Annotated in this window: 16 protein-coding genes; 5 read left to right on the plus strand and 11 right to left on the minus strand. The window is 66.2% G+C overall.

What is annotated here, in order from left to right; translation table 11 throughout:
• The first annotated feature begins 179 nt into the window (after positions 1 to 179).
• Positions 180 to 2,468, plus strand: a complete 2,289-nt coding sequence (locus tag DVH29_RS13740; protein WP_114646760.1) for a sensor histidine kinase — start codon at positions 180 to 182, stop codon at positions 2,466 to 2,468.
• Here DVH29_RS13740 and DVH29_RS13745 read toward each other — a convergent pair.
• Together DVH29_RS13745 and bglA are read right to left on the minus strand one after the other, a co-directional pair.
• The gene (locus DVH29_RS13745; protein WP_114646761.1) at positions 2,465 to 3,526 is read right to left on the minus strand and encodes an ABC transporter ATP-binding protein; all 1,062 of its coding nucleotides are present in this window, start codon (positions 3,524 to 3,526) and stop codon (positions 2,465 to 2,467) included. The two genes, DVH29_RS13740 and DVH29_RS13745, sit on opposite strands and share 4 nt — an antisense overlap.
• A 25-nt stretch (positions 3,527 to 3,551) precedes the next feature.
• Positions 3,552 to 5,234 carry a beta-galactosidase BglA gene (gene bglA / locus DVH29_RS13750; protein WP_114646762.1) on the minus strand — a complete coding sequence of 561 codons (1,683 nt, stop codon included), beginning with the start codon at positions 5,232 to 5,234 and terminating at the stop codon, positions 3,552 to 3,554.
• A gap of 229 nt (positions 5,235 to 5,463) precedes the next feature.
• Here bglA and DVH29_RS13755 point away from each other — a divergent pair, with 229 nt between their 5' ends.
• A complete protein-coding gene (locus DVH29_RS13755) occupies positions 5,464 to 6,588 on the plus strand; it encodes a LacI family DNA-binding transcriptional regulator (protein WP_114646763.1) in 1,125 nt (374 codons plus the stop codon).
• Here the strand turns inward: DVH29_RS13755 and DVH29_RS13760 are convergent.
• The 4 genes from DVH29_RS13760 to DVH29_RS13775 all read right to left on the minus strand — a co-directional run bounded on the left by DVH29_RS13760 (position 6,543) and on the right by DVH29_RS13775 (position 10,840).
• On the minus strand, positions 6,543 to 7,745 hold the full coding sequence (locus DVH29_RS13760; RefSeq protein WP_114646764.1) for a carbohydrate ABC transporter permease: 1,203 nt from the start codon (positions 7,743 to 7,745) through the stop codon (positions 6,543 to 6,545). The two genes, DVH29_RS13755 and DVH29_RS13760, sit on opposite strands and share 46 nt — an antisense overlap.
• Positions 7,745 to 8,755, minus strand: a complete 1,011-nt coding sequence (locus DVH29_RS13765) for a carbohydrate ABC transporter permease (protein ID WP_199562597.1) — start codon at positions 8,753 to 8,755, stop codon at positions 7,745 to 7,747. The genes DVH29_RS13760 and DVH29_RS13765 overlap by 1 nt, the downstream gene beginning before the upstream one ends.
• A 119-nt stretch (positions 8,756 to 8,874) precedes the next feature.
• Positions 8,875 to 10,239, minus strand: a complete 1,365-nt coding sequence (locus DVH29_RS13770) for an ABC transporter substrate-binding protein (protein ID WP_114646766.1) — start codon at positions 10,237 to 10,239, stop codon at positions 8,875 to 8,877.
• A gap of 226 nt (positions 10,240 to 10,465) precedes the next feature.
• Positions 10,466 to 10,840, minus strand: a complete 375-nt coding sequence (locus DVH29_RS13775) for a winged helix-turn-helix transcriptional regulator (protein WP_114646767.1) — start codon at positions 10,838 to 10,840, stop codon at positions 10,466 to 10,468.
• 91 nt (positions 10,841 to 10,931) lie between these two features.
• On the opposite strand from DVH29_RS13775, the gene DVH29_RS13780 reads away from it, so the two are divergent.
• Positions 10,932 to 13,202 carry an LLM class flavin-dependent oxidoreductase gene (locus tag DVH29_RS13780; RefSeq protein WP_114646768.1) on the plus strand — a complete coding sequence of 757 codons (2,271 nt, stop codon included), beginning with the start codon at positions 10,932 to 10,934 and terminating at the stop codon, positions 13,200 to 13,202.
• Here DVH29_RS13780 and DVH29_RS13785 read toward each other — a convergent pair whose 3' ends face one another.
• The 4 genes from DVH29_RS13785 to DVH29_RS13800 all read right to left on the minus strand — a co-directional run bounded on the left by DVH29_RS13785 (position 13,203) and on the right by DVH29_RS13800 (position 17,603).
• Complete coding sequence (locus DVH29_RS13785; RefSeq protein ID WP_114646769.1) at positions 13,203 to 14,528, minus strand: GH1 family beta-glucosidase; 1,326 nt, start codon at positions 14,526 to 14,528, stop codon at positions 13,203 to 13,205. It abuts the gene before it with no gap.
• A 90-nt stretch (positions 14,529 to 14,618) separates the two neighbouring features.
• Positions 14,619 to 15,659, minus strand: a complete 1,041-nt coding sequence (locus DVH29_RS13790; protein ID WP_245944989.1) for an Mrp/NBP35 family ATP-binding protein — start codon at positions 15,657 to 15,659, stop codon at positions 14,619 to 14,621.
• A 51-nt stretch (positions 15,660 to 15,710) separates the two neighbouring features.
• Positions 15,711 to 16,367 carry a fructose-6-phosphate aldolase gene (gene fsa, locus DVH29_RS13795; protein WP_114646771.1) on the minus strand — a complete coding sequence of 219 codons (657 nt, stop codon included), beginning with the start codon at positions 16,365 to 16,367 and terminating at the stop codon, positions 15,711 to 15,713.
• A gap of 51 nt (positions 16,368 to 16,418) precedes the next feature.
• Entirely contained in the window at positions 16,419 to 17,603 is a 1,185-nt protein-coding gene (locus DVH29_RS13800) for an amino acid aminotransferase (protein ID WP_114646772.1), read from the minus strand.
• A 108-nt stretch (positions 17,604 to 17,711) separates the two neighbouring features.
• Between DVH29_RS13800 and DVH29_RS13805 the strand changes: the two genes are divergently transcribed.
• Positions 17,712 to 17,984, plus strand: coding sequence for a BrnT family toxin (locus DVH29_RS13805; RefSeq protein WP_114646773.1), 273 nt, complete (start codon positions 17,712 to 17,714; stop codon positions 17,982 to 17,984).
• Entirely contained in the window at positions 17,944 to 18,201 is a 258-nt protein-coding gene (locus DVH29_RS13810; protein ID WP_114646774.1) for a BrnA antitoxin family protein, read from the plus strand. Before DVH29_RS13805 ends, DVH29_RS13810 begins: the two co-directional genes overlap by 41 nt.
• Here DVH29_RS13810 and DVH29_RS13815 read toward each other — a convergent pair.
• Positions 18,198 to 18,812, minus strand: a complete 615-nt coding sequence (locus tag DVH29_RS13815; protein ID WP_114646775.1) for a class I SAM-dependent methyltransferase — start codon at positions 18,810 to 18,812, stop codon at positions 18,198 to 18,200. The genes DVH29_RS13810 and DVH29_RS13815 overlap by 4 nt on opposite strands.
• Between the last annotated feature and the right edge of the window lie 21 nt (positions 18,813 to 18,833).

Raw genomic sequence — 18,833 nt, forward strand, 5'->3', positions numbered from 1 at the left:
CAAGCCGGTTTGGCGACGGAAGAACACTTTTTGCCGCCGGGGCGGGCTTAACCATCACCGGCGATTGATCGGGGGCAATCGGGTTTGCGCATGGACCGGCCGGGGGAGTCCCTATATTTAAGGTTTCATCAACCTTTAGCGTCGGCCCGATGCCGGAAATGCAGCGATATCGAAGGGTCATGAGCGAAGACCGGACCAATTTGCCCCAGATGGCGCCCCTCGCCAGGCTCGCGGACGATCCGCGGCCGGCCTGGGTGTGGCCGGGCGATGGCCGGCCGGCGATCTGGCACAACCGGGCGGCGGAATTGTTCGGGGCGAGGCTCACCCCCGAGGGCCTCGAAACCGTCCGCGATCTCAAGCCGGTGCGCGGGCAGGCCAGCCGCATCCTGCGCATGGGGCTGGTGGGCCGGACCATGCGCTCGCGCCTGCAGTTCATCGCCGGCCGCAAGCCGCTCTCGGCCACCTGCGAATGCACGCCGATCGCGCTGCCCGAGGGCGAGGTGCACCTGCTGGTCGTCGCCGTCGAACCGATTGCCGAGGAGATTCTGGCGGCCGCACCGCCGGCCGCGCCAGCGCCGGATGGGGTGGCCGAACCCGCCGAAGCGCCGGAGGAACCGGACGCGCCGCCGCAGACGCTGGCCGGGCTGGTGGACCGGCTGGGGCGGCATGAGGCGCTGTTCGAGGCGGTGGCCGAAGAGGACGAGACGCCGCCCGCCCCACCGAACGATATTCCCGGACGCGACTATGCCGCGATCGCATATGACGCGACGCTGGAGGCCGACGCAGAGCGCGGGTCCGACTGGGGCGAGGAGGACCCCACCCGGATCGAGGAACAGGCCTTTGCCGCCGACAGCGCCGCCGACACGGGGCCGACCCGGCTCTGGCAGGTGACCGGGCGCGGGCTGGCGCGGGCCGACGAGCCGCCGGCGGCCGAGGAGGACGCGGTTTCCGAGCCGGAAGGGCCCGAGATCGACCAGGCCTCGCGCTATAATTTCGAGGAGCTGTCGCGCATCCTCACCGACCGGGTGGGGCGCGAGGAGCCCCCTGCCCCATCGCCCGCACCGCCTCCCGAGACCCGGCCCACGGCGGCGCTGCTGGCGCTGAGCGAGGAGGCGATGGTGCTCAACCGGCTGCCGCTGGGCATCCTCATCTTCCGCGATCAGGACATCCTGTTCGTCAACCGCGCGCTGGTCGACCTCACCGGGCATGGGAGCGCCGGGCAATTGCGCAGCCTGGGGCTTTCGGCGCTGCTGCCCATGGTGGACGGCGCCGAGCCGGCCGGTCCGGTGACGCAATTGCTGCGCCGGGACGGCTCGAAACTGGCGGTCAATGCGCGGCTCAATGCCATCACCTGGCAGGGGCGGCCCGGCTTCATGCTGACGGCGCAGCCCAATGAAATCGAGCCCCTGCGCGAAGCCGAGGTGCGCCAGTTCGCCGAATTGTGGGCCAGGACGGCCAATTACGGCTTCGTCACCGCCGACCGGGCCGGGGTGATCACCGGGCATGTGCCGCAGCGCCATGGCCGGGCGGTGGCCGAGGGCGCGCCGCTCAACCTGCTGGTGGCCATGGGCGATCATTCGGCGCTGCGCCATTTCCTCGCCCTGCCGGCCCGGTTCGCCGGGGATGCGCGGCCCGCCATCGCGCTCAAGGGCACCCAGGCGGGGGAAACGCTGACGCTGTTCGCCGAGGGCCGCGCCGGGATCGTCACCGGCTATTTCGGGCTGATCGGGGCGGCGGGCGCCCGCGAGCCCGCCCCGCGCGGCAGCCTGCCCACGGCGGCGCTGAGCCGGATCACCCGCGGGCTGCGGCGACCACTCAACACGGTTTCGGGCTTTTCCGAACTGATGGCCACCGAGGCCTTCGGGCCGCTGACCAATCCGCGCTATCTCGAATATGCCCGCGACATCCGCGCCGCCGGGGCCGAGATCGGCGACCTGGCCGATGAATTGGACGATTATATCCGCATCGCCGAGGGCGCGCTGCCGTTGGCGCCGGCCGATGTGGACATTGCGAGCCTCCTCGCCTCCTCGCTCGTGCGGGTGCGCGGGCAGGCCAGCAAGGCGCGGGTGCTGTTGCGCAGCGCCATCTCCGAGCGCCTGCCCTATGTGCGGGTGGACGCCACGACGCTGAAGCAGGCCGTGCTCAACATGCTGGCCAGCGCCATCAGCGAGGGCGGCGAAGGCAGCCGCGTGGTGCTCTCGGCGCAGGTGGAAGAGGACGGCTCGGTGGTGATCCATGTGCGCGACACCGCCAAGGGCCCCAATGCGCTGGCCGAGAAATTCGTGGTGTTCCGCGACGGAATCGGGGCCGATGGCGCCGAACGGGTACCGACGCAATCGAGCATCGGGCTGACCCTCACCCGCTCGCTGGTGGCGGTCAATGCCTGCTCGCTCAGCCTCGAACCGTCGAGCGAAAGCGGCACGCTGATGATGCTGACCATACCGGCCAGCCTGGTGGTGAAGGCTTAGAGTAGTTCCCGATCCGGTTGAACCGGATCGACGGGGGCCGCCACGCCGCCCGAGCCCATGGGCTTTCCGGCTTCATCGAAGCGGTGATAGAGATCGCCCTTGGGCGAGAAGCTGATGGTATCGCCCGAATGGTAGGGCGTCTTGCCGTCCTGACGGACGATCACCGCCTCGTCCTGGCCGATATCGGCATAGATGTAGCTGTCGGACCCCAGATCTTCGGAATAGATCACCTTGCCCGACCAGGCGCCCTTGCCATCGGGGAGGACTTCCATGTGCTCTGGGCGCACGCCGACCGTCGCGGCCTTATAGGGCGCCGCGTTCGGGCCGGTGAGGAAATTCATCTGGGGCGAGCCGATGAAGCCGGCGACGAACAGCGATTGCGGGTGGTCGTAGAGCTCCATGGGGGTGCCGACCTGCATCACCACGCCGTCCTTGAGCACCACGATCCGGTCGGCGAGGGTCATGGCTTCGACCTGGTCATGGGTGACGTAGATCATCGTGGTATCGGGCAGGGATTCCTTGAGCTTGGCGATCTCCATGCGGGTGGCCACGCGCAGGGCGGCGTCGAGATTGGAGAGCGGCTCATCGAACAGGAAGACCTGCGGATTGCGCACGATGGCGCGGCCGATGGCGACGCGCTGGCGCTGCCCGCCCGACAGGGCCTTGGGCAGGCGGTCGAGATAGGGCGAAAGCTGCAGCATGTCGGCGGCGGCGCGGACCTTCTTTTCGATCTCGGCCCTGGGCGTGCGGGTGAGTTTCAAGGAATAGGCCATGTTGTCGAACACGGTCATATGCGGATAGAGCGCATAGGACTGGAACACCATGGCGATGCCGCGCTTGGAGGGCGCCACATCGTTGACCACGCGCCCGCCGATCTCGAGCTGGCCGGCCGAAATGGTTTCGAGCCCGGAAATGGTGCGCAGCAGGGTGGATTTGCCGCAGCCTGAGGGGCCCACGAAGACGATGAACTCGCCGGACCTGATGTCGAGATTGATGTCCTTGAGCACTTCGATATTGCCGTAGCGCTTGTAAAGGCCGGTGATCTTCAAGTCCGACATCGTTCCTCCCTCCAGAGCATTCGCCCTATGTCATGTGTCCAATATAGGAGCCGTAAGGCCCGAAACTCAACCGATTGCCGGCCAGGACCGCGTCCGCTCCCGGCGCCCCCGCCGCGCTGAGCGCCAGCCCGGCATCGAGCTCGACCATCATGTCATGGGGGGTCATGTTGAAGGCGCAGAACAGCGATTGCCCCTCATGGGTGCGGATGAAGGCCAGGACCCCTTCGGGCATGGTCTCGACCAGATCCAGATCGCCCTTGGCAAAGATCGGATGCTCGCGGCGAAAGCGCAGCACGGCGCGATAGAAGGAGAGGGTCGAGGCTTCGACATTGTCCTGCTGGTCGACGGCGTGGACCAGATGCTGGGCCGGCACGGGTAGCCAGGTGCGGTTGGCGGTGGAAAAACCGCCATTGCGCACATGGGCCTGCCAGACCATGGGGGTGCGGCAGCCATCGCGGCCCTTGAACTCGGGCCAGAACTCGATGCCATAGGGATCGACCAGATCCTCATAGGCGATCTCGGCCTCAGTCAGCCCCAGCTCCTCGCCCTGATAGAGGCAGACCGAACCGCGCATGGTGAGCAGCATGAGCGCGGCCTGGCGGGTCAGCCGCTCCTCGAAACCGTGCGGCGCCCAGCGCGAGACGTGGCGCACCACGTCATGGTTGGAAAAGGCGAGGCAGATCCAGCCATCGGGCGCCTTCTCGCGGGTGGTGCGCAGCGCATCGGCGAAATGGGCGGCGGTGTAGTGCCCGCCGAGATAGTCGAAGGTGTAGCACATATGCAGCATGTCATCGCCCGAGGTGTATTGGGCGATGATTTCGAGCTGGTGCTGGGCGTCGCCGATCTCCCCCACCGTGGTGGTGCCGGGATATTCGTCCATCAGTTGGCGCACGCGCTTGAGGAACAGAAGGTTCTCCGGCCGGCTCTTGTCGTAGATATGCTCCTGCAGGTTGTAGGGATTGACCGCCGGCGCGGTCGAGGCGTTGAAATCCTCCGGGCGCACGGGCGGATTGGCTTCGAGCCCCACGGAATGGAAGTAGAAATTCACCGTATCGAGGCGGAAGCCGTCGACGCCGCGCTCGAGCCAGAAGCGCATCTCGGCCAGCAGCGCGTCCTGCACGTCCGGATTGTGGAAATTGAGGTCGGGCTGGGAGACGAGGAAGTTGTGCAGGTAATACTGCATGCGCCGCCCGTCCCATTGCCAGGCGGAGCCGCCGAAGATCGACAGCCAGTTGTTGGGCGGGCTGCCATCGGGCTTGGGATCGGCCCACACATACCAGTCGGCCTTTTCATTGGTGCGCGACAGGCGGCTTTCGGCGAACCAGGAATGGCGGTCCGAGGAATGGGAGATCACCTGATCGATCATAACCTTGAGGCCGAGGGAATGGGCCTTTTCCACCAGCCGGTCGAAATCCTCGAGGGTGCCGAAGATGGGGTCGATGTCGCGGTAATTGGCGACATCATAGCCGAAATCCTTCATGGGCGAGGTAAAGACCGGGGAGAGCCAGATGGCATCGACCCCCAGATCGGCCACATATTCGAGCCGCGAGGTGATGCCGACCAGATCGCCCACCCCGTCATTGTTGTGATCCTGGAACGAGCGCGGATAGATCTGGTAGATCACCGCGCCGCGCCACCAGTCCCGGGCGGCGGGAGAGGTGTCTTCGGGATGGACGTACTGACTGGCCTCGGACGCAAAATAACTCATCGCCGGGCGCACTCCCCCAAAATGGCCGGCTCGCGGCTGGCGCCGCCGTCCGGTGCAAAGATCGCACTTGCTTCCAAAACGTTTTGGATCAGAATCCTTACGCTGGAGCCGCCAGCGGCGTCAACCGGGACTTGCATTGCCCGCCCCAATATTGTGCAAGGGCCGCAAAGGCGGGAGACGGCGCGGCACGGGGCGTTCGCACCGCACGGGACCGAGGAGCCCGCAACAGATGACCAATGGCTCGACCCGGTCGCGCAAGCGGGCCGGAGCCCAGAACCGCAATGTCACGATCAAGGACCTGGCGACCGAGTTGGGCCTTTCGATCACCACCATCTCGCGGGCCCTGAACGGCTATGCCGATGTGGGGGAGAAGACCCGCAAGAAAGTGGTCGAAGCGGCGCGCCGGCTCGGCTACATGCCCAATCGCAACGCCCAGCGGCTGGTGACGCGGCGCACCCATTCGATCGGCTGGATCCAGTCGGACGGGGACAACAAATATTCCGATCCGCACTTCATCGAGGTGATGACCGGGGTGCTGCGCGAGGCGCGCAGCGCCCATTACGACATTCTGCTCACCAGCGAGACGCCGGAGCGGGAAATCGCCGCCTATGAGCGCTATGTGCGCGATGGCAGCGTCGACGGGTTCATCGTCGACCTGCCCCGCCCCGACGATCCGCGCATCAGCTTCCTGCTCGAGGCGGGCATTCCGTTCGTCGTGCACGGGCGCGAGGCGCGCTCGGACCGCTATGGCTGGGTGGACGTGGACAATTGGGGCAATTTCTACCAGCTCACCCGGCTGATCATCGGCAATGGGCATAAGCGCTTCGCCTTCATCAATGGCGACGAGCGGTTCCTCTATGCCCAGGTGCGGCGGGAGGCGGTCTATGCCGCGCTGGCCGATCTGGGCCTCCCCGAAGACACGGTGCTTTATCTCGAAAGCACCCATCCCATGGTCGAGGCCGGCGACCAGCTGACCGAACTGGCGCTGGCCGAGCCGGGGGTGACGGCCTTTGCCTATTCCTCGATCCTTTTGGCCACGGACGGGTTGCGGGCGGTGACATGGGCCGGTCGGGTGCCGGGACGGGACGTGATGCTCGCCTCGATGAACGACGAGCTGCAATATCTCAACCTCGCCCCATTCGAGGGCCAGATCACCTATGTGCGCTCGTCGCTGCGCGAGGCCGGGCGGGCGCTGGTGGCCGAGGTGATCCGCCAATGCGAGCGCAAGACGGTGACCGGCACGCTGATCCCCTCGGTCTTCAATCTGGGGGATGGGGTCGAGGGAGAGGCGCTCGCCGCTCCCCCCGGTCAGCCGCCCTTGACCGAGCCGGCCAGAAGGCCGCGGACGAAATAGCGCTGCAGCGAGAAGAAGACGATTAGCGGCACGATCATCGAGACGAAGGCGCCGGCGGTGAGCAATTCCCAATTGTTGCCGCGGGTGCCGAGCAGGTTGACCAGCCGTCCGGTGAGCACCAGCTCGGTATCCTGCGAGCCGAGGAAGATCAGCGCCACCAGCAGGTCGTTCCACACCCAGAGGAACTGGAAGATGGCGAAGGAGGCCAGGGCCGGGAAGGACAGCGGCAGCACCATGGTGACGAAAATCTGGAAATGGGTCGCCCCGTCCATGCGGGCGCTCTCCATGATCTCGCGCGGCAGGCCGACCATGTAATTGCGTAGGAGGAAGATGGCGAGCGGCAGGCCGAAGGCGGTATGGGCCAGCCAGACCCCGAGATAGCCCTTGGCCTCGCCGCCGAAGGTGAGGGCGATGCCGTTATAGATGCGCAGGATGGGAATCAGCGACATCTGCAGGGGGACGACCAGCAGCCCCACGATGATGGCGACCAGGATGCCGCGGCCGGGAAAGCTCATCCAGGCCAGGGCATAGGCCGCGAAGGCGGCGATGAGGATGGGCACCACGGTGGCGGGGATGGCCACGGTCAGCGAATTGATGAAGGACTGGCCGATGCCGTTGGCGGTAAGCACCGAGACATAGTTGTCGAAGGTGAAGCGCGGGGGTTCGCTGGCCACATAATAGACGCGCGGTCCGCGCTCATGCGCGAAGGGGGTGGCGGAGGTCCAGCGATAGGCCCCGGTCTCGTCGACAGTCAAAATGCCGCCATCGCGCATCTCGACCGGCTCGCCGACCCCGAAGGCGCCGGGCTCGCGGCTGGTGATGCCCACGGCGCTGACGGTGAAGCTGGTGCCATCGGCGAGGATATCGCCGGAGATGACGTATTGGCCGTCCTCGTCGGTCTGGTCGGCGGCGGTGCCCAGCGCCGCGGCGCCGGTGGCTTCCGAGGTGGTGAGCGAGGTCCACCAGCCCGAAAGCGCCAGTTGGTCGGCGTCGCGGACCGAGGAGATCAGGAGGCCGGCGGTGGGGAAGGTCCACAGCGCGACGATCAGCAGCAGCGCCAGATTGGCGGCGATGCGCCCGATCCTCAGCCGGGCGAAGGCCGAAGCCGGTTCGGCGGTGGCGGCCGGGGCGGCGGGGCTGGCGGAAACGGTGCTCATCAGCGGGTCCCCTGCTCACGATTGGCGTTGCGGATGTTCCAGATCATGATCGGCATCACGGCGATGAGGATGACCACGGCGATGGTCGAGCCGCGCCCGAAATCGCCGGAGCGGAACATCCAGGAATACATGAGATTGGCCAGCACCTCGGTCTGGAACTGCCCCCCGGTCATGGCGAAGACGATGTCGAACACCTTGAGCACGGTGATGGTGATGGTGGTCCACACCACGATGAGCGTGCTGGTGATCTGCGGGATCATGATGGTGAAGAAGATCTGCACTTCGTTGGCCCCGTCGATGCGGGCGGCTTCTAGGGTCTCCTCGGGAATGCCGCGCAGGGCGGCGGAGAGGATGACCATGGCAAAGCCGGTCTGAATCCAGATGAGGATGACCATCAGGAGGAAGGAATTCCACGGGATGTTGGTCAGCCAGTTCTGCGGCGCAAAGCCCATGCCGGTGGCCAGCGCGTTGAGCACGCCGATCTGCGCCTGGTCGGGCCCGCGATAGGCATAGACGAAGCGCCAGATGACCGAGGCGCCGACAAAGGAGATCGCCATGGGCATGAAGACCAGGGATTTGGCGATATTGCCCCACCAGAGCCGGTCGGCCAGCACTGCGATGACGAGGCCGAAGGCGGTGGAGAGCGCCGGGACGATCAGCAGCCAGAGGAAATTGTTGAGGAGCGACTGGCGGAAATTGGCGTCGTTGATGGCCCAGAGATAGTTGGACAGCCCGATAAAGCGGGTGCTGTTGTTGTTCATCAAGCTCAGGCGCACCGTCTCGAACACCGGATAGACAAGATAGAGCGAGAGGAACAACAGGGCGGGGGCGAGAAACAGCCAAGGGCGGATGGAGGTGCGGAGCCGGTCGTTGCGCACCGACGCACCGGGGCTCACCCCGGCATCGGAGCGCAGAAACTTGTCGAGGAGCCAGTTGGAGCCCCAGAAATAGGCGCCCGCCGCCACGAGGGCCACGACCACTGCCAGGATGGCATTCAGAACCTGCCCGATCATCGCCTACCCCCTCACATGTGGTGGAGCCCGGTCTCCTGCCGTTGCCCCTCCGGTTCCGTGGCGGGAATGTCCCGCCACGGCAAAGACGGGCGCCCCACAGGGGGCGCCAGGCGCGGTCAGAGATTGTCCCAGGAGGCCTGGATCTGATCGGCCGCCTGCTGCGCGGACAGGCCGTTCACGAAATCGACCATGCCGGTCCAGAACGAGCCGGCCCCGATGGCGCCGGGCATCATGTCCGAACCGTCGAAGCGGAAGGTGGTCGCCTCGAGCAGGATCTCGCCCTGCTGGCGCAGCGCGTCGGAGGAATAGACGTCCACATTGGCGCCGGTATGGGCGGTGAGGAAGCTCGAATTGGGCTGAGCCATCCAGATTTCGTGGGCGATCGGGGTCTTGAGATATTCGATGAAGGCTCGGGCCGCATCGGAATCGCGGGTGATCGAAATCAGCGTGCCCGAACCGAGCACCGGACGGCCCAGATCGGCTTCGGATTCATAGGGCGGCATGTAGAAGAAGTCGTAATCCGAGCCCGCTTCGCTGCCATCGGGGAAGAAGGAAGCGATGAAGGACGCCTGCTTGTGCATGTAGCACTGGGGCGGGATGGTGAAGAGGCCTAGCGGGCTGTCGCCGAACGCGGTGGTGGCGACGGCCGCGGTGCCGCCGGCGACATTGGCGTCGTCCTTGACGATGGAGCCGAAGATCTCGATGGCTTCGACGACCTTGGGATCGTTGAACTTGAGCTCGTTGGAGACCCAGGCGTCATAGTCTTCCGGGGTCTGGGTGCGCAGCATCAGGTCCTCGATCCAGTCGGTGGCCGGCCAGCCGGTGGCCCCGCCCGATTCGAGCCCCACGCACCACGGCGTGCCGCCATCGGCCTTGATCTGGTCCTGAAGGGCGAAGAGCCCTTCCATGGTTTCGGGCACTTCATAGCCCATCTCGTCGAAATTGACCGGCGAGTACCAGATCAGCGACTTGACTTCCTGTTTGAAGGGGAAGGCGTATTGGGCGACATTGCCGTCCTGGCCTTCGAACTGGCCGAGCGCCGACCAGGATTCCCCGGCGGCGTAGTTCTCGTTGATCCAGGCGGTGGCGTCGTCGCCGAGATCGGTCAGCGCGCCCTGGGCGGCGAATTCGGCCAAAAGGCCCGGCTGGGGCAGGATGGTGATGTTGGCGGGCGAGCCGGCGGCGATATCGATGCGGGCCTGCTCTTCATAATTGGGCGAGGAGCCGAGCTGGGTGGAAACGCCGGTCGCTTCCTCGAAGAAGGACACCACCGCACGCCATTGCGAAGCATCGCCCGGATCGTCGCGCCAGGGGGTCCAGAACGTGAGCTGGCCACCGAGGTCGCCATATTCGGCTTCGAAGGCATCGAGAGAATCCCACGAGAAATCACCCTCGCCGCGCACGATGTCCTGGGCAAAGCCCGCAGTCGCGGTCATGGCGAGCGCCAGGGTGGAAACCCCGGCCAATAGAGTTTTGTGCATGTAGTCCTCCCATAGCACAATGGAGACGCACGAGGCGTCACACCGCCGCACACGACAGTCCAAAACGTTTTGGCAGCCAAAACGTTTTAGTTGCCCTTTATGAGGCGCGGGCAACGTCTTTGCGGCTTTCAAAAGGTCGCACAAACGCAATGCGTTGCCAAGCCGATAACGCAGCCCGCGAGGCGGATGCGACGCAACGGAAAACGCCCCTCTCCCGGCCCGGCGATCAGGCCTCGTCGGCGGCGTCGTAGCTGGAGCGCGCGGCGTCGATGGCGGAAAGATTGTTGGCGGCCCAGTCGCTGAGCACGGTCACCGGCGCCTGCAGGGAACGGCCCAGATCGGTCAGCTCGTATTCGACATGGGGCGGCAGGTCGGCGACCACGGTGCGCCGCACCAGCCCGTCGCGTTCGAGCCCGCGCAGGGTGCGGGTGAGCATGCGCTGGGAAATATCCTCGATCGAACGCAGCAACTGGCCGAACCGCATGGGCCCTCCCCCCAGCCGGCCGACGATCAGCAGGCTCCATTTGTCGCCGATGCGCGCCAGCACCTGGCTGATCTTGAGGCATTGCTCGGTGGGGTGGGTGTTTTCGATTACATTCATGTGCCTGGCCTTACACGCGCGTGCCGACTTGCGGATGATCATGCTTACCATGATATACGACGGGAACAAACAGTAACAAGAGGACCAGGCCATGCCCGATTACGGCCACGCGCTGATGTTCGGCACCTTCACCACGCCCTCGGCCGCCAATCCGCAGCACGCGCTGGCGGTGGCCGAAGCGGCGGAGGCAGCGGGCCTCGACGCGGTCACGCTGCAGGACCATCCCTATAATTCGGACTTCCTCGACACCTATACGCTGCTGACCTGGATCGCGGCCCGCACCAGCCGCATCAAGGTGGCGGCCAATGTCACCAACCTGCCTTTGCGCCCGCCGGTGGTGCTGGCCAAGATGGCCGCCTCCATCGACCTGCTCTCGGGCGGGCGATTCGAGATGGGGTTGGGGGCCGGCGGGTTCGGCGACGCCATCAAGGCGGCGGGCGGGCCGGACCAGACGGTGGGTCAGCGCGTCGCCGCGCTGGAGGAGGCCATCGACGTGATGCGCGGGGTCTGGGACACCAGCCGCGCCGGGCTCAGGCACCAGGGCGAGCACTACCAGATCGCCGGTCTGCGGCGCGGGCCGCGGCCGGCCCATGAGATCGGCATATGGCTGGGCGCCTATAAGCCGCGCATGCTCGGGATCACCGGAGCCAAGGCGGATGGCTGGCTACCCTCCTACGACTATTTCAAATCGCCGGACATGGCCGAATCCAACCGCATCATCGATGCGGCGGCGCTCGAAGCGGGGCGGAAGCCGGGGGACGTCAAGCGCCTGCTCAACATCATGCGCACCGCGATTAGCCCGGACAATGCCGGCTTCCTGCAAGGGCCGGTCAGCCAGTGGGTGGAAGAGCTGAGCGAACTGGTGCTCGAACACGGGTTCAGCGGCTTCTTCTTCGGGGGTGACGATCCCGACCTGCTCACCACCATCGGGCGCGAGATCGCGCCGGCGGTGCGCGAGGCGGTTTCCAAAGCCCGGCAGGTGTCGGGGATGGCGGCGCCGACGTCGAGCCGGGCACTGGCCAAGCGGGCCGACGGCATCGACTACGATTCCCTGCCCGGTACCCTCAAGGGCAAGGCCGTCGAGCCGGGGGATTTCGCCTTCGAAGACCTGCGCCATTCCTATGTGTGGTCGGGGCGGCCCGGGCTGATCCTGCGGCCGGAGACGGCATCGGAGGTGGCCGACGCCATAGGCTTCGCCCGGCGGCAGGACGTGCCGCTTGCGGTGCGCAGCGGCGGGCACGGCATTTCCGGCCGCTCGACCAATCGCGGCGGCATCGTCATCGACCTGGGCCGCATGGACAGGATCGAGATCCTCGCCCCGGATCGCGGCCTGGTGCGGATCGAGCCTGGCGCGCGGTGGGGCGCGGTGGCGTCGAGGCTCGCCGAAGCCGGGCTGGCCATGAGTTCGGGCGACTATGGCGCGGTCGGGGTCGGCGGGCTGGCCAGCGCCGGCGGGCTGGGCTTTCTCGCCCGCAAATACGGGCTGACCATCGACCATGTGGTGGGGGTGGAGATCGTCCTCGCCGATGGGCGGATCGTGCGGGCCGACGCAGAGAACGAACCGGACCTCTTCTGGGCGGTGCGCGGGGCGGGCGGCAATTTCGGCATCATCACCGCCTTCGAGCTCGAAGCCTATCGGCTGGGCAATGTGGTGCAGGCGACGCAGATTTTCGATGCGAGCGACGCGGCTGACCTGCTCGAGAACTGGGGCCGGCTGGTGGAAGCCGCGCCGCGCGAGCTGACCAGCTTCCTCGTCGTGGTCCCGGCCCGCAGCGGCCAGCCGGCCATCGCGCAGGCGACCACGGTGTTCGCGAGCGAGGATGTGGAGGCCGCCTCCGACGCGCTCAACGCGCTGTCGGCGGCCGGGCCCCTGCTCGACCAGCGGGGCTATCTGGTCCCCTACCCGGCCATCGTCAACCATGCGGCCAGCCCCCATCGGGGCGGGAGCGCGGTGATCCGCTCCGGGCTGGTCGACCATTTCACGCCGGAGATCGCCCGACGGGCGGCCGGGCTGCTCGCCTCGGGCGCGGCAGGGATGCTGCAAATCCGCGCGGTGGGCGGGGCGGTGAACGATGTGGCGCCCGACGCCATGGCCTATGCGCACCGCACGCAGAATTTCTCCATGATCGCCACGGCCGGCCATCGCGAAGCGCTGGAGGCGCAATGGGCCCAATTGCGTCCGCTGCTCAACGGGCTCTATACCAATTTCGAGACCGACACCCATCCGGACCGGCTGGCCGAGGCGTTTCCGGAACCCGCCCTGTCGCGGCTGCGGGCACTCAAGCGGCGCTATGACCCCGACAATGTGTTCAACCAGAATTTCGCCATCGTTCCGGCGGCGGACCTGCGCGCGGCGGTATGATCATCGCGGGTTGTTTGCGCCGGTGAGCAGGGTCTGGAAGGCGCGATAGGAGGTTTTCGGCGTGCGCTTCTGGGTTTGGTAATCCACATGCACCAGTCCGAAGCGCTTGTCATAGCCCTCGGCCCATTCGAAATTGTCGAGCAGCGACCAGCCGAAATAGCCGCGCACATCGGCCCCGCGCTGGCGGGCGGCGAGAACCGAGCCGAGGTGGGCGTCGTAATAGGCGACGCGGCGCGGATCGTCGGTGCCTTCCACTTCGGCCATGCCGTTCTCGGTGACGTAGAGGGGGAGCTTGGTGTAGTCGTCGGAGATGCGGGTGAGGATATCCTCCAGCCCCTGGGGATAGATTTCCCAGCCGATGGCGGTCTTTTCCAGCGGGCCCTCGACCTGGCGCAGCGGGAAGGCGCTGCGCCGGGGATCGTGGGCCCACAGGCTGCGGGAATAGTAATTGATGCCGAACCAGTCGAGGGGCGCCGACACCACCGCCATGTCGTCGGTATAGGCCTGGGGCATGTGCGGCCCGAACTGGGCCAGCACATCGTCCGGATAGCGGCCCTTGAACAGCCCGTCGAGATACCAGCGGTTGAATACGCCATCCCACAGGCGGCCGGCCTCGCGGTCCTCGGGCGAATCGCTCGCGGGCTGGGCACTTTCGAAATTGCACACGATGCCGAGATTTTTCGCGCCCTCGGCCCGCAGCGCCGCGATGGCCGTGCCATGGGTGAGCAGCACGTTGTGGGAGACGCGGGCGGCGGCGCGGATGTCGCGATAGCCGGGGGCGTGGATGCCCAGCATGTGCGAGAGATAGGCCACGCACCAGGGCTCGTTGATGGTGGCGGTGGCGGCGAGGCGGTCGCCGAAGCGGCTGTTGACCAGAACGGCATAGTCGGCGAACCAGGCGGCGATGTCGCGGTTCATCCAGCCGCCCCTGTCCTGCAGGGCGCTGGGCAGGTCCCAGTGATAGAGCGTGGCGAAGGGTTTCAGGCCGCGTTCGAGCATGCCGTCGATCAGCCGGTCGTAGAAGTCGATGCCCTTGGGGTTGGCCGCGCCGGTGCCCTCGGGGATCAGCCGCGGCCAGGCGAAGGAAAAGCGATAGGCGTCGAAGCCGCCATCGGCCAGAAGGTCGAGGTCTTCCGGCCAGCGATTGTAATGGTCGCAGGCGACGCGGCCGGTATCGCCATCGCGCACATTGCCGGGGGTGGCCGAAAAAGTGTCCCAGATCGAGGAACCGCGCCCATCGGTCTGCCCGCCCTCGATCTGATAGGAGGCCGTGGCGGCGCCGAAGATGAAATCCTGGCCGAAATCGGCCCGCTTATGGGTGAACATCGAATGCGCTCTCCGCCCGGTAACCAGCACTGCAATCGGTTACGGTCAAGCTAGCAGCCGGGGCCGTCCTTGTCACCGCGCCACTCCCGCCTAGGGCCTGAAACGGGCGACGAGCGGACGGACCAGCGCTGTGAAGGCCTCGGCCTCCGGGCCGTCCGGATCGGTGACCATGGGGGGCCGGCCGGCATCGGAGCCTTCGCGGATCGTCATGACCAGCGGGACTTCCCCAAGGAAGGGGATGTCGAGTTCGCGGGCCGCTGCCCTCGCCCCGCCATGCCCGAAGATATCATAGCGCTGGCCGGTATCGGGCGCGCGGAAATAGCTCATGTTCTCGACGATGCCGAGCACGGGCACCTGGGTGCGGCGGAACATGTCGATGGCCTTGCGGGCGTCGATCAGCGCCATGTCCTGCGGGGTGGAGACGATCACCGCCCCGGCCAGTTCGACCTGCTGCACGAGGGAGATCTGGATATCCCCGGTGCCCGGCGGCAGGTCGACCACCAGCACGTCGAGCTGGCCCCAATCGGTTTCGCGCAGCAATTGGCGCAGGGCCGAGGTGGCCATGGGGCCGCGCCAGACCACCGCCTGGGTGCCGCTGAGCATGGGGCCGATCGACATGGCCTTGAGCCCGTGGACCTCGAAGGGCTTGAAGATATTGTCGTTGCGGACAGCGGGCTCGCCCTCGATCCCCAGCAGCTTGGGGAGGGACGGGCCATAGAGATCGGCGTCGAGGATGCCGACCCGCAGACCTTCCTTGGCCAGAGCCAGGGCGATGTTGACCGAGCAGGTGGATTTGCCCACCCCGCCCTTGCCGGAGCCGACCGCGAGGATGTGCCTTATGCCGGGGACGGGCGTGCGCGGCGGGGGACCAGGCCGGTGACCCGGGGTCGGCGCCGCGGCCTGGACCGGGGCCTTGCTGCCGGTGAGGGAAACCATGACCTTGCGCTCGCCGGCCACTGCCTTCACCGCCGCCTCGGCCTCGGTGCGGGCCGGGGCGAAGGCCGCTTCCATGCCCGGGCTCACGGAAATGGCGAAGGCGACCGCGCCCTTGGTGACGATGATGTCGGACAGCCCGGGAAAGGCGGCAAGGGACGAGCCGCCGGGCACCTCGATGGTGCCCAGCGCGTCCATGATCCGTTTCCGAAGGTCCTCGTCCGCCAAGCCGCTCTCGCTATGCGCCGGTCAGAGGATCGACTGGCCGGTGGATTCCCAATCCTTGACGAAGGCGGCGAGGCCCTTGTCGGTCAAAGGATGGTCGGCCAGCTTCTTGAGGACGGCCGGGGGAATGGTGGCCACGTCCGCGCCGGCCAAGGCCGCATCGGAAACGTGGTTGGCCGAGCGGATGGAGGCGGCGAGGATCTGGGTCGAGAAATCGTAATTGTCGTAGATCACCCGGATGTCCTGGATGAGCTGCATGCCATCGAGATTGATGTCGTCGAGCCGGCCCAGGAAGGGCGAGATATAGGTGGCGCCGACCTTGGCGGCGAGCAGGGCCTGGTTGGCCGAGAAGCACAGGGTGACGTTGGTCTTGACGCCCTTGTCGGACAGGGCCTTGCAGGCCTTGAGGCCGGCGAGGGTGAGCGGGACCTTGACCACCACATTGTCGGCGATGGCGGCCAGCACGTCGGCCTCGGCCATCATGGTCTCGTAATCGGTCGCGGTGACTTCGGCGGACACGGGAAGGCCGGGCAGCAGGTCGCAGATTTCCTTGACCACTTCCTTGAAATCGCGGCCCGACTTGGCCACCAGCGAGGGATTGGTGGTCACGCCATCGAGCAGGCCGGCCTCGTGCAGTTCACGAATTTCACTGATGTCGGCGGTATCGACGAAGAATTTCATTGTCTCCCCCTTCGGGATCGTAGTGGTCCGGTGTTCGGCGGTCTGGACGGATCAGCGGCTGGCGGCAACGACGGCGTCGGCAAGACGCTGGATGCGGTCATCGGCCAGGCCCGCGATGTTGATGCGGCTGTCATCCAACATATAGACAGCATTTTCGGCTTTTAAATGGTTCACAGTCTCGGCACTAAGGCCGAGAAGGGAGAACATGCCGCGATGCTCGGCCACGAAGTCGAAATCGGAGCTGTTGGACCGGCTGCGGATGGCCTCGGCCAGCGCCTTGCGATTGGCGATCATGCGGGTGCGCATGGCTTCGAGCTCGGCCTGCCACTCGGCCCGCAGTGCGTCGTCCTCGAGGATCAGGCGCACGATTTCCGCCCCGTGATCGGGCGGCTGGGAATAGGCGCCACGGATGACGTTGAGCATCTGGGAGTTAACGATATCGGCCTGGGCCGCGTCCTTGCCCACGATGATGGCGCAGCCGACCCGCTCGCGATAGACGCCGAAATTCTTCGAGCACGAGGTGGCGCAGACGAATTGCTCGATTTCCCGGCCCACGGCGCGCAGGCCGTAGGCGTCTTCCTCGAGCCCGTCGCCAAAGCCCTGATAGGCCATGTCGACGAGCGGGAAGGCGCCGGTTTTTTTGAGCAACGCCACCACGCGGTCCCATTGTTCGGGTGTGAGGTTGGCGCCGGTGGGGTTGTGGCAGCAGCCATGCAGCAGCACGATGTCGTGCTTTGAGAATTTCTCGAAGCGGGCCAGCAGGTCCTCGAAGCGCACCGTGCCGGTCTCGGGATCGAAATAGGGATAATGCTCGACGGCGAAACCGGCCTGGCGCGCCATGGGGGCGTGGTTGGGCCAGGAGGGATCGGAAATCCACACCGTCGCATCGGGCTTGGCGCGCTTGAGCAGGGTCAGCAGCACCCACAACGCGCCCGTGCCGCCGGGGGCCTGGGCAGCCCGCACGCGATCGAGCGGCACGCTGTCGCCCAGCGCCAGCTTGACCATGGCGGCCGAGAACCCCTTATTGCCGGCGACGCCGACATAGGTCTTGGTCGTGGCGGTTGCGATGATGCGCTCCTCGGCCTTTTTCACCGCCGACATGATGGGGGTATTGCCCGCATCGTCCTTGTAGACGCCGATGCCGAGATCGATCTTGCCGTCGCGCTTATCGGCCGCATATTCGGCCATCAGCGCGAAAATCTTGTCTTGGGGGGCCTTGGAAAGAGTTTCGAACATTTTCGGGCTTCCAGAGGGGAAAAGAGAGGGCGCGCGGCCTTTATAGTAGCCATGCGACGGTTTGCAACGGCAATTGCAAATGCCTATTTATTGTTGTAACATTAATTGATGCGCGTCACATACGATCCGATCAAGCGCGAGCAGACGCTCAGCAACCGGGGCCTGGACATGGCACAGGCTGCCGAGGTGTTCATCGGGACGACCCTGACGGTCGAAGACGACCGGCTCGACTATGGCGAGCCACGGTTCATCACCATCGGATTGCTCGACGGACGGATGGTCGTGATCGTCTGGACGCCGAGAGACGACAGTTACAGAATTAGCTCCATGAGGAAAGCCAATGTCCGCGAACAGGCACTCTACGGAAAAAGACTGGGTTGATGCCGACGACGCTCCCGATCTTTCGGAAGCGCAATGGCAGGAGAAACTTGCCCGGGCCAAGCCCCGTCGCGGGCGGCCGCATGCCGAGCAGCCCAAGGTCTCGACCACCATTCGCCTCGATGCCGACGTGATCGCGCATTTTCGCGAGGGCGGTCCGGGCTGGCAAAGCCGGATCAACGCAGCCCTTCGCAAGGCCATGTCGGGAACCAAGGCCTAGGCTGCGGTGACGAACACGTCGTAGCGGATGGTCTTGCCGGCGATCTGGTGGCTGGGCTTGCGCAGGCCGGGGATGGGGGCGGCGCGCAGGGGCCATTTGAGGACCACGCGCCGGCGGGCGGCGGCGAGGGCGGCGGCCATGAGCTCGGCGGCATCGGGATCGGTGCCCACCACATCGCGCAGGTCGCGCATCTGCTTTTTCACCAAGGCCGATTTGCTCCGCTCGGGATGCATGGGGTCGACCAGCACCACCTCCGGCGCCAGCCCGGCGAGGAGGTCGATGGCGTCCCCGTGGACAAGCGTCATGCGGCCCATGATGGCGGCATACTCCGCATCGTGACGGCGGGCGCGCCCCATGGCGTCGGCCAGGGCGGCGTGGACCTCCGGGCTGCGCTCGATGAGGGTGACCTCGGCTCCCAGGGCCGCAAGGAAAAAGGCGTCGCGGCCCATCCCCGCCGTGGCATCGACGATCGTGGGCAGGGCTCCCTTGCCCAGTCCGCAGGCACGCGCCAGGGGCTGTCCCCTGCCCTCGCCGCTCCGCAGGCGGAAGCCCACGGCGCCGCCGACGAAATCGATCGCGATGGGAATATGGGGGTCCTGCGGTTCGGCCATCGATCCATCCACGGGGTGTGG

The organism is Pelagibacterium lacus (assembly GCF_003345525.1).
Classification (GTDB): Bacteria; Pseudomonadota; Alphaproteobacteria; order Rhizobiales; family Devosiaceae; genus Pelagibacterium; species Pelagibacterium lacus.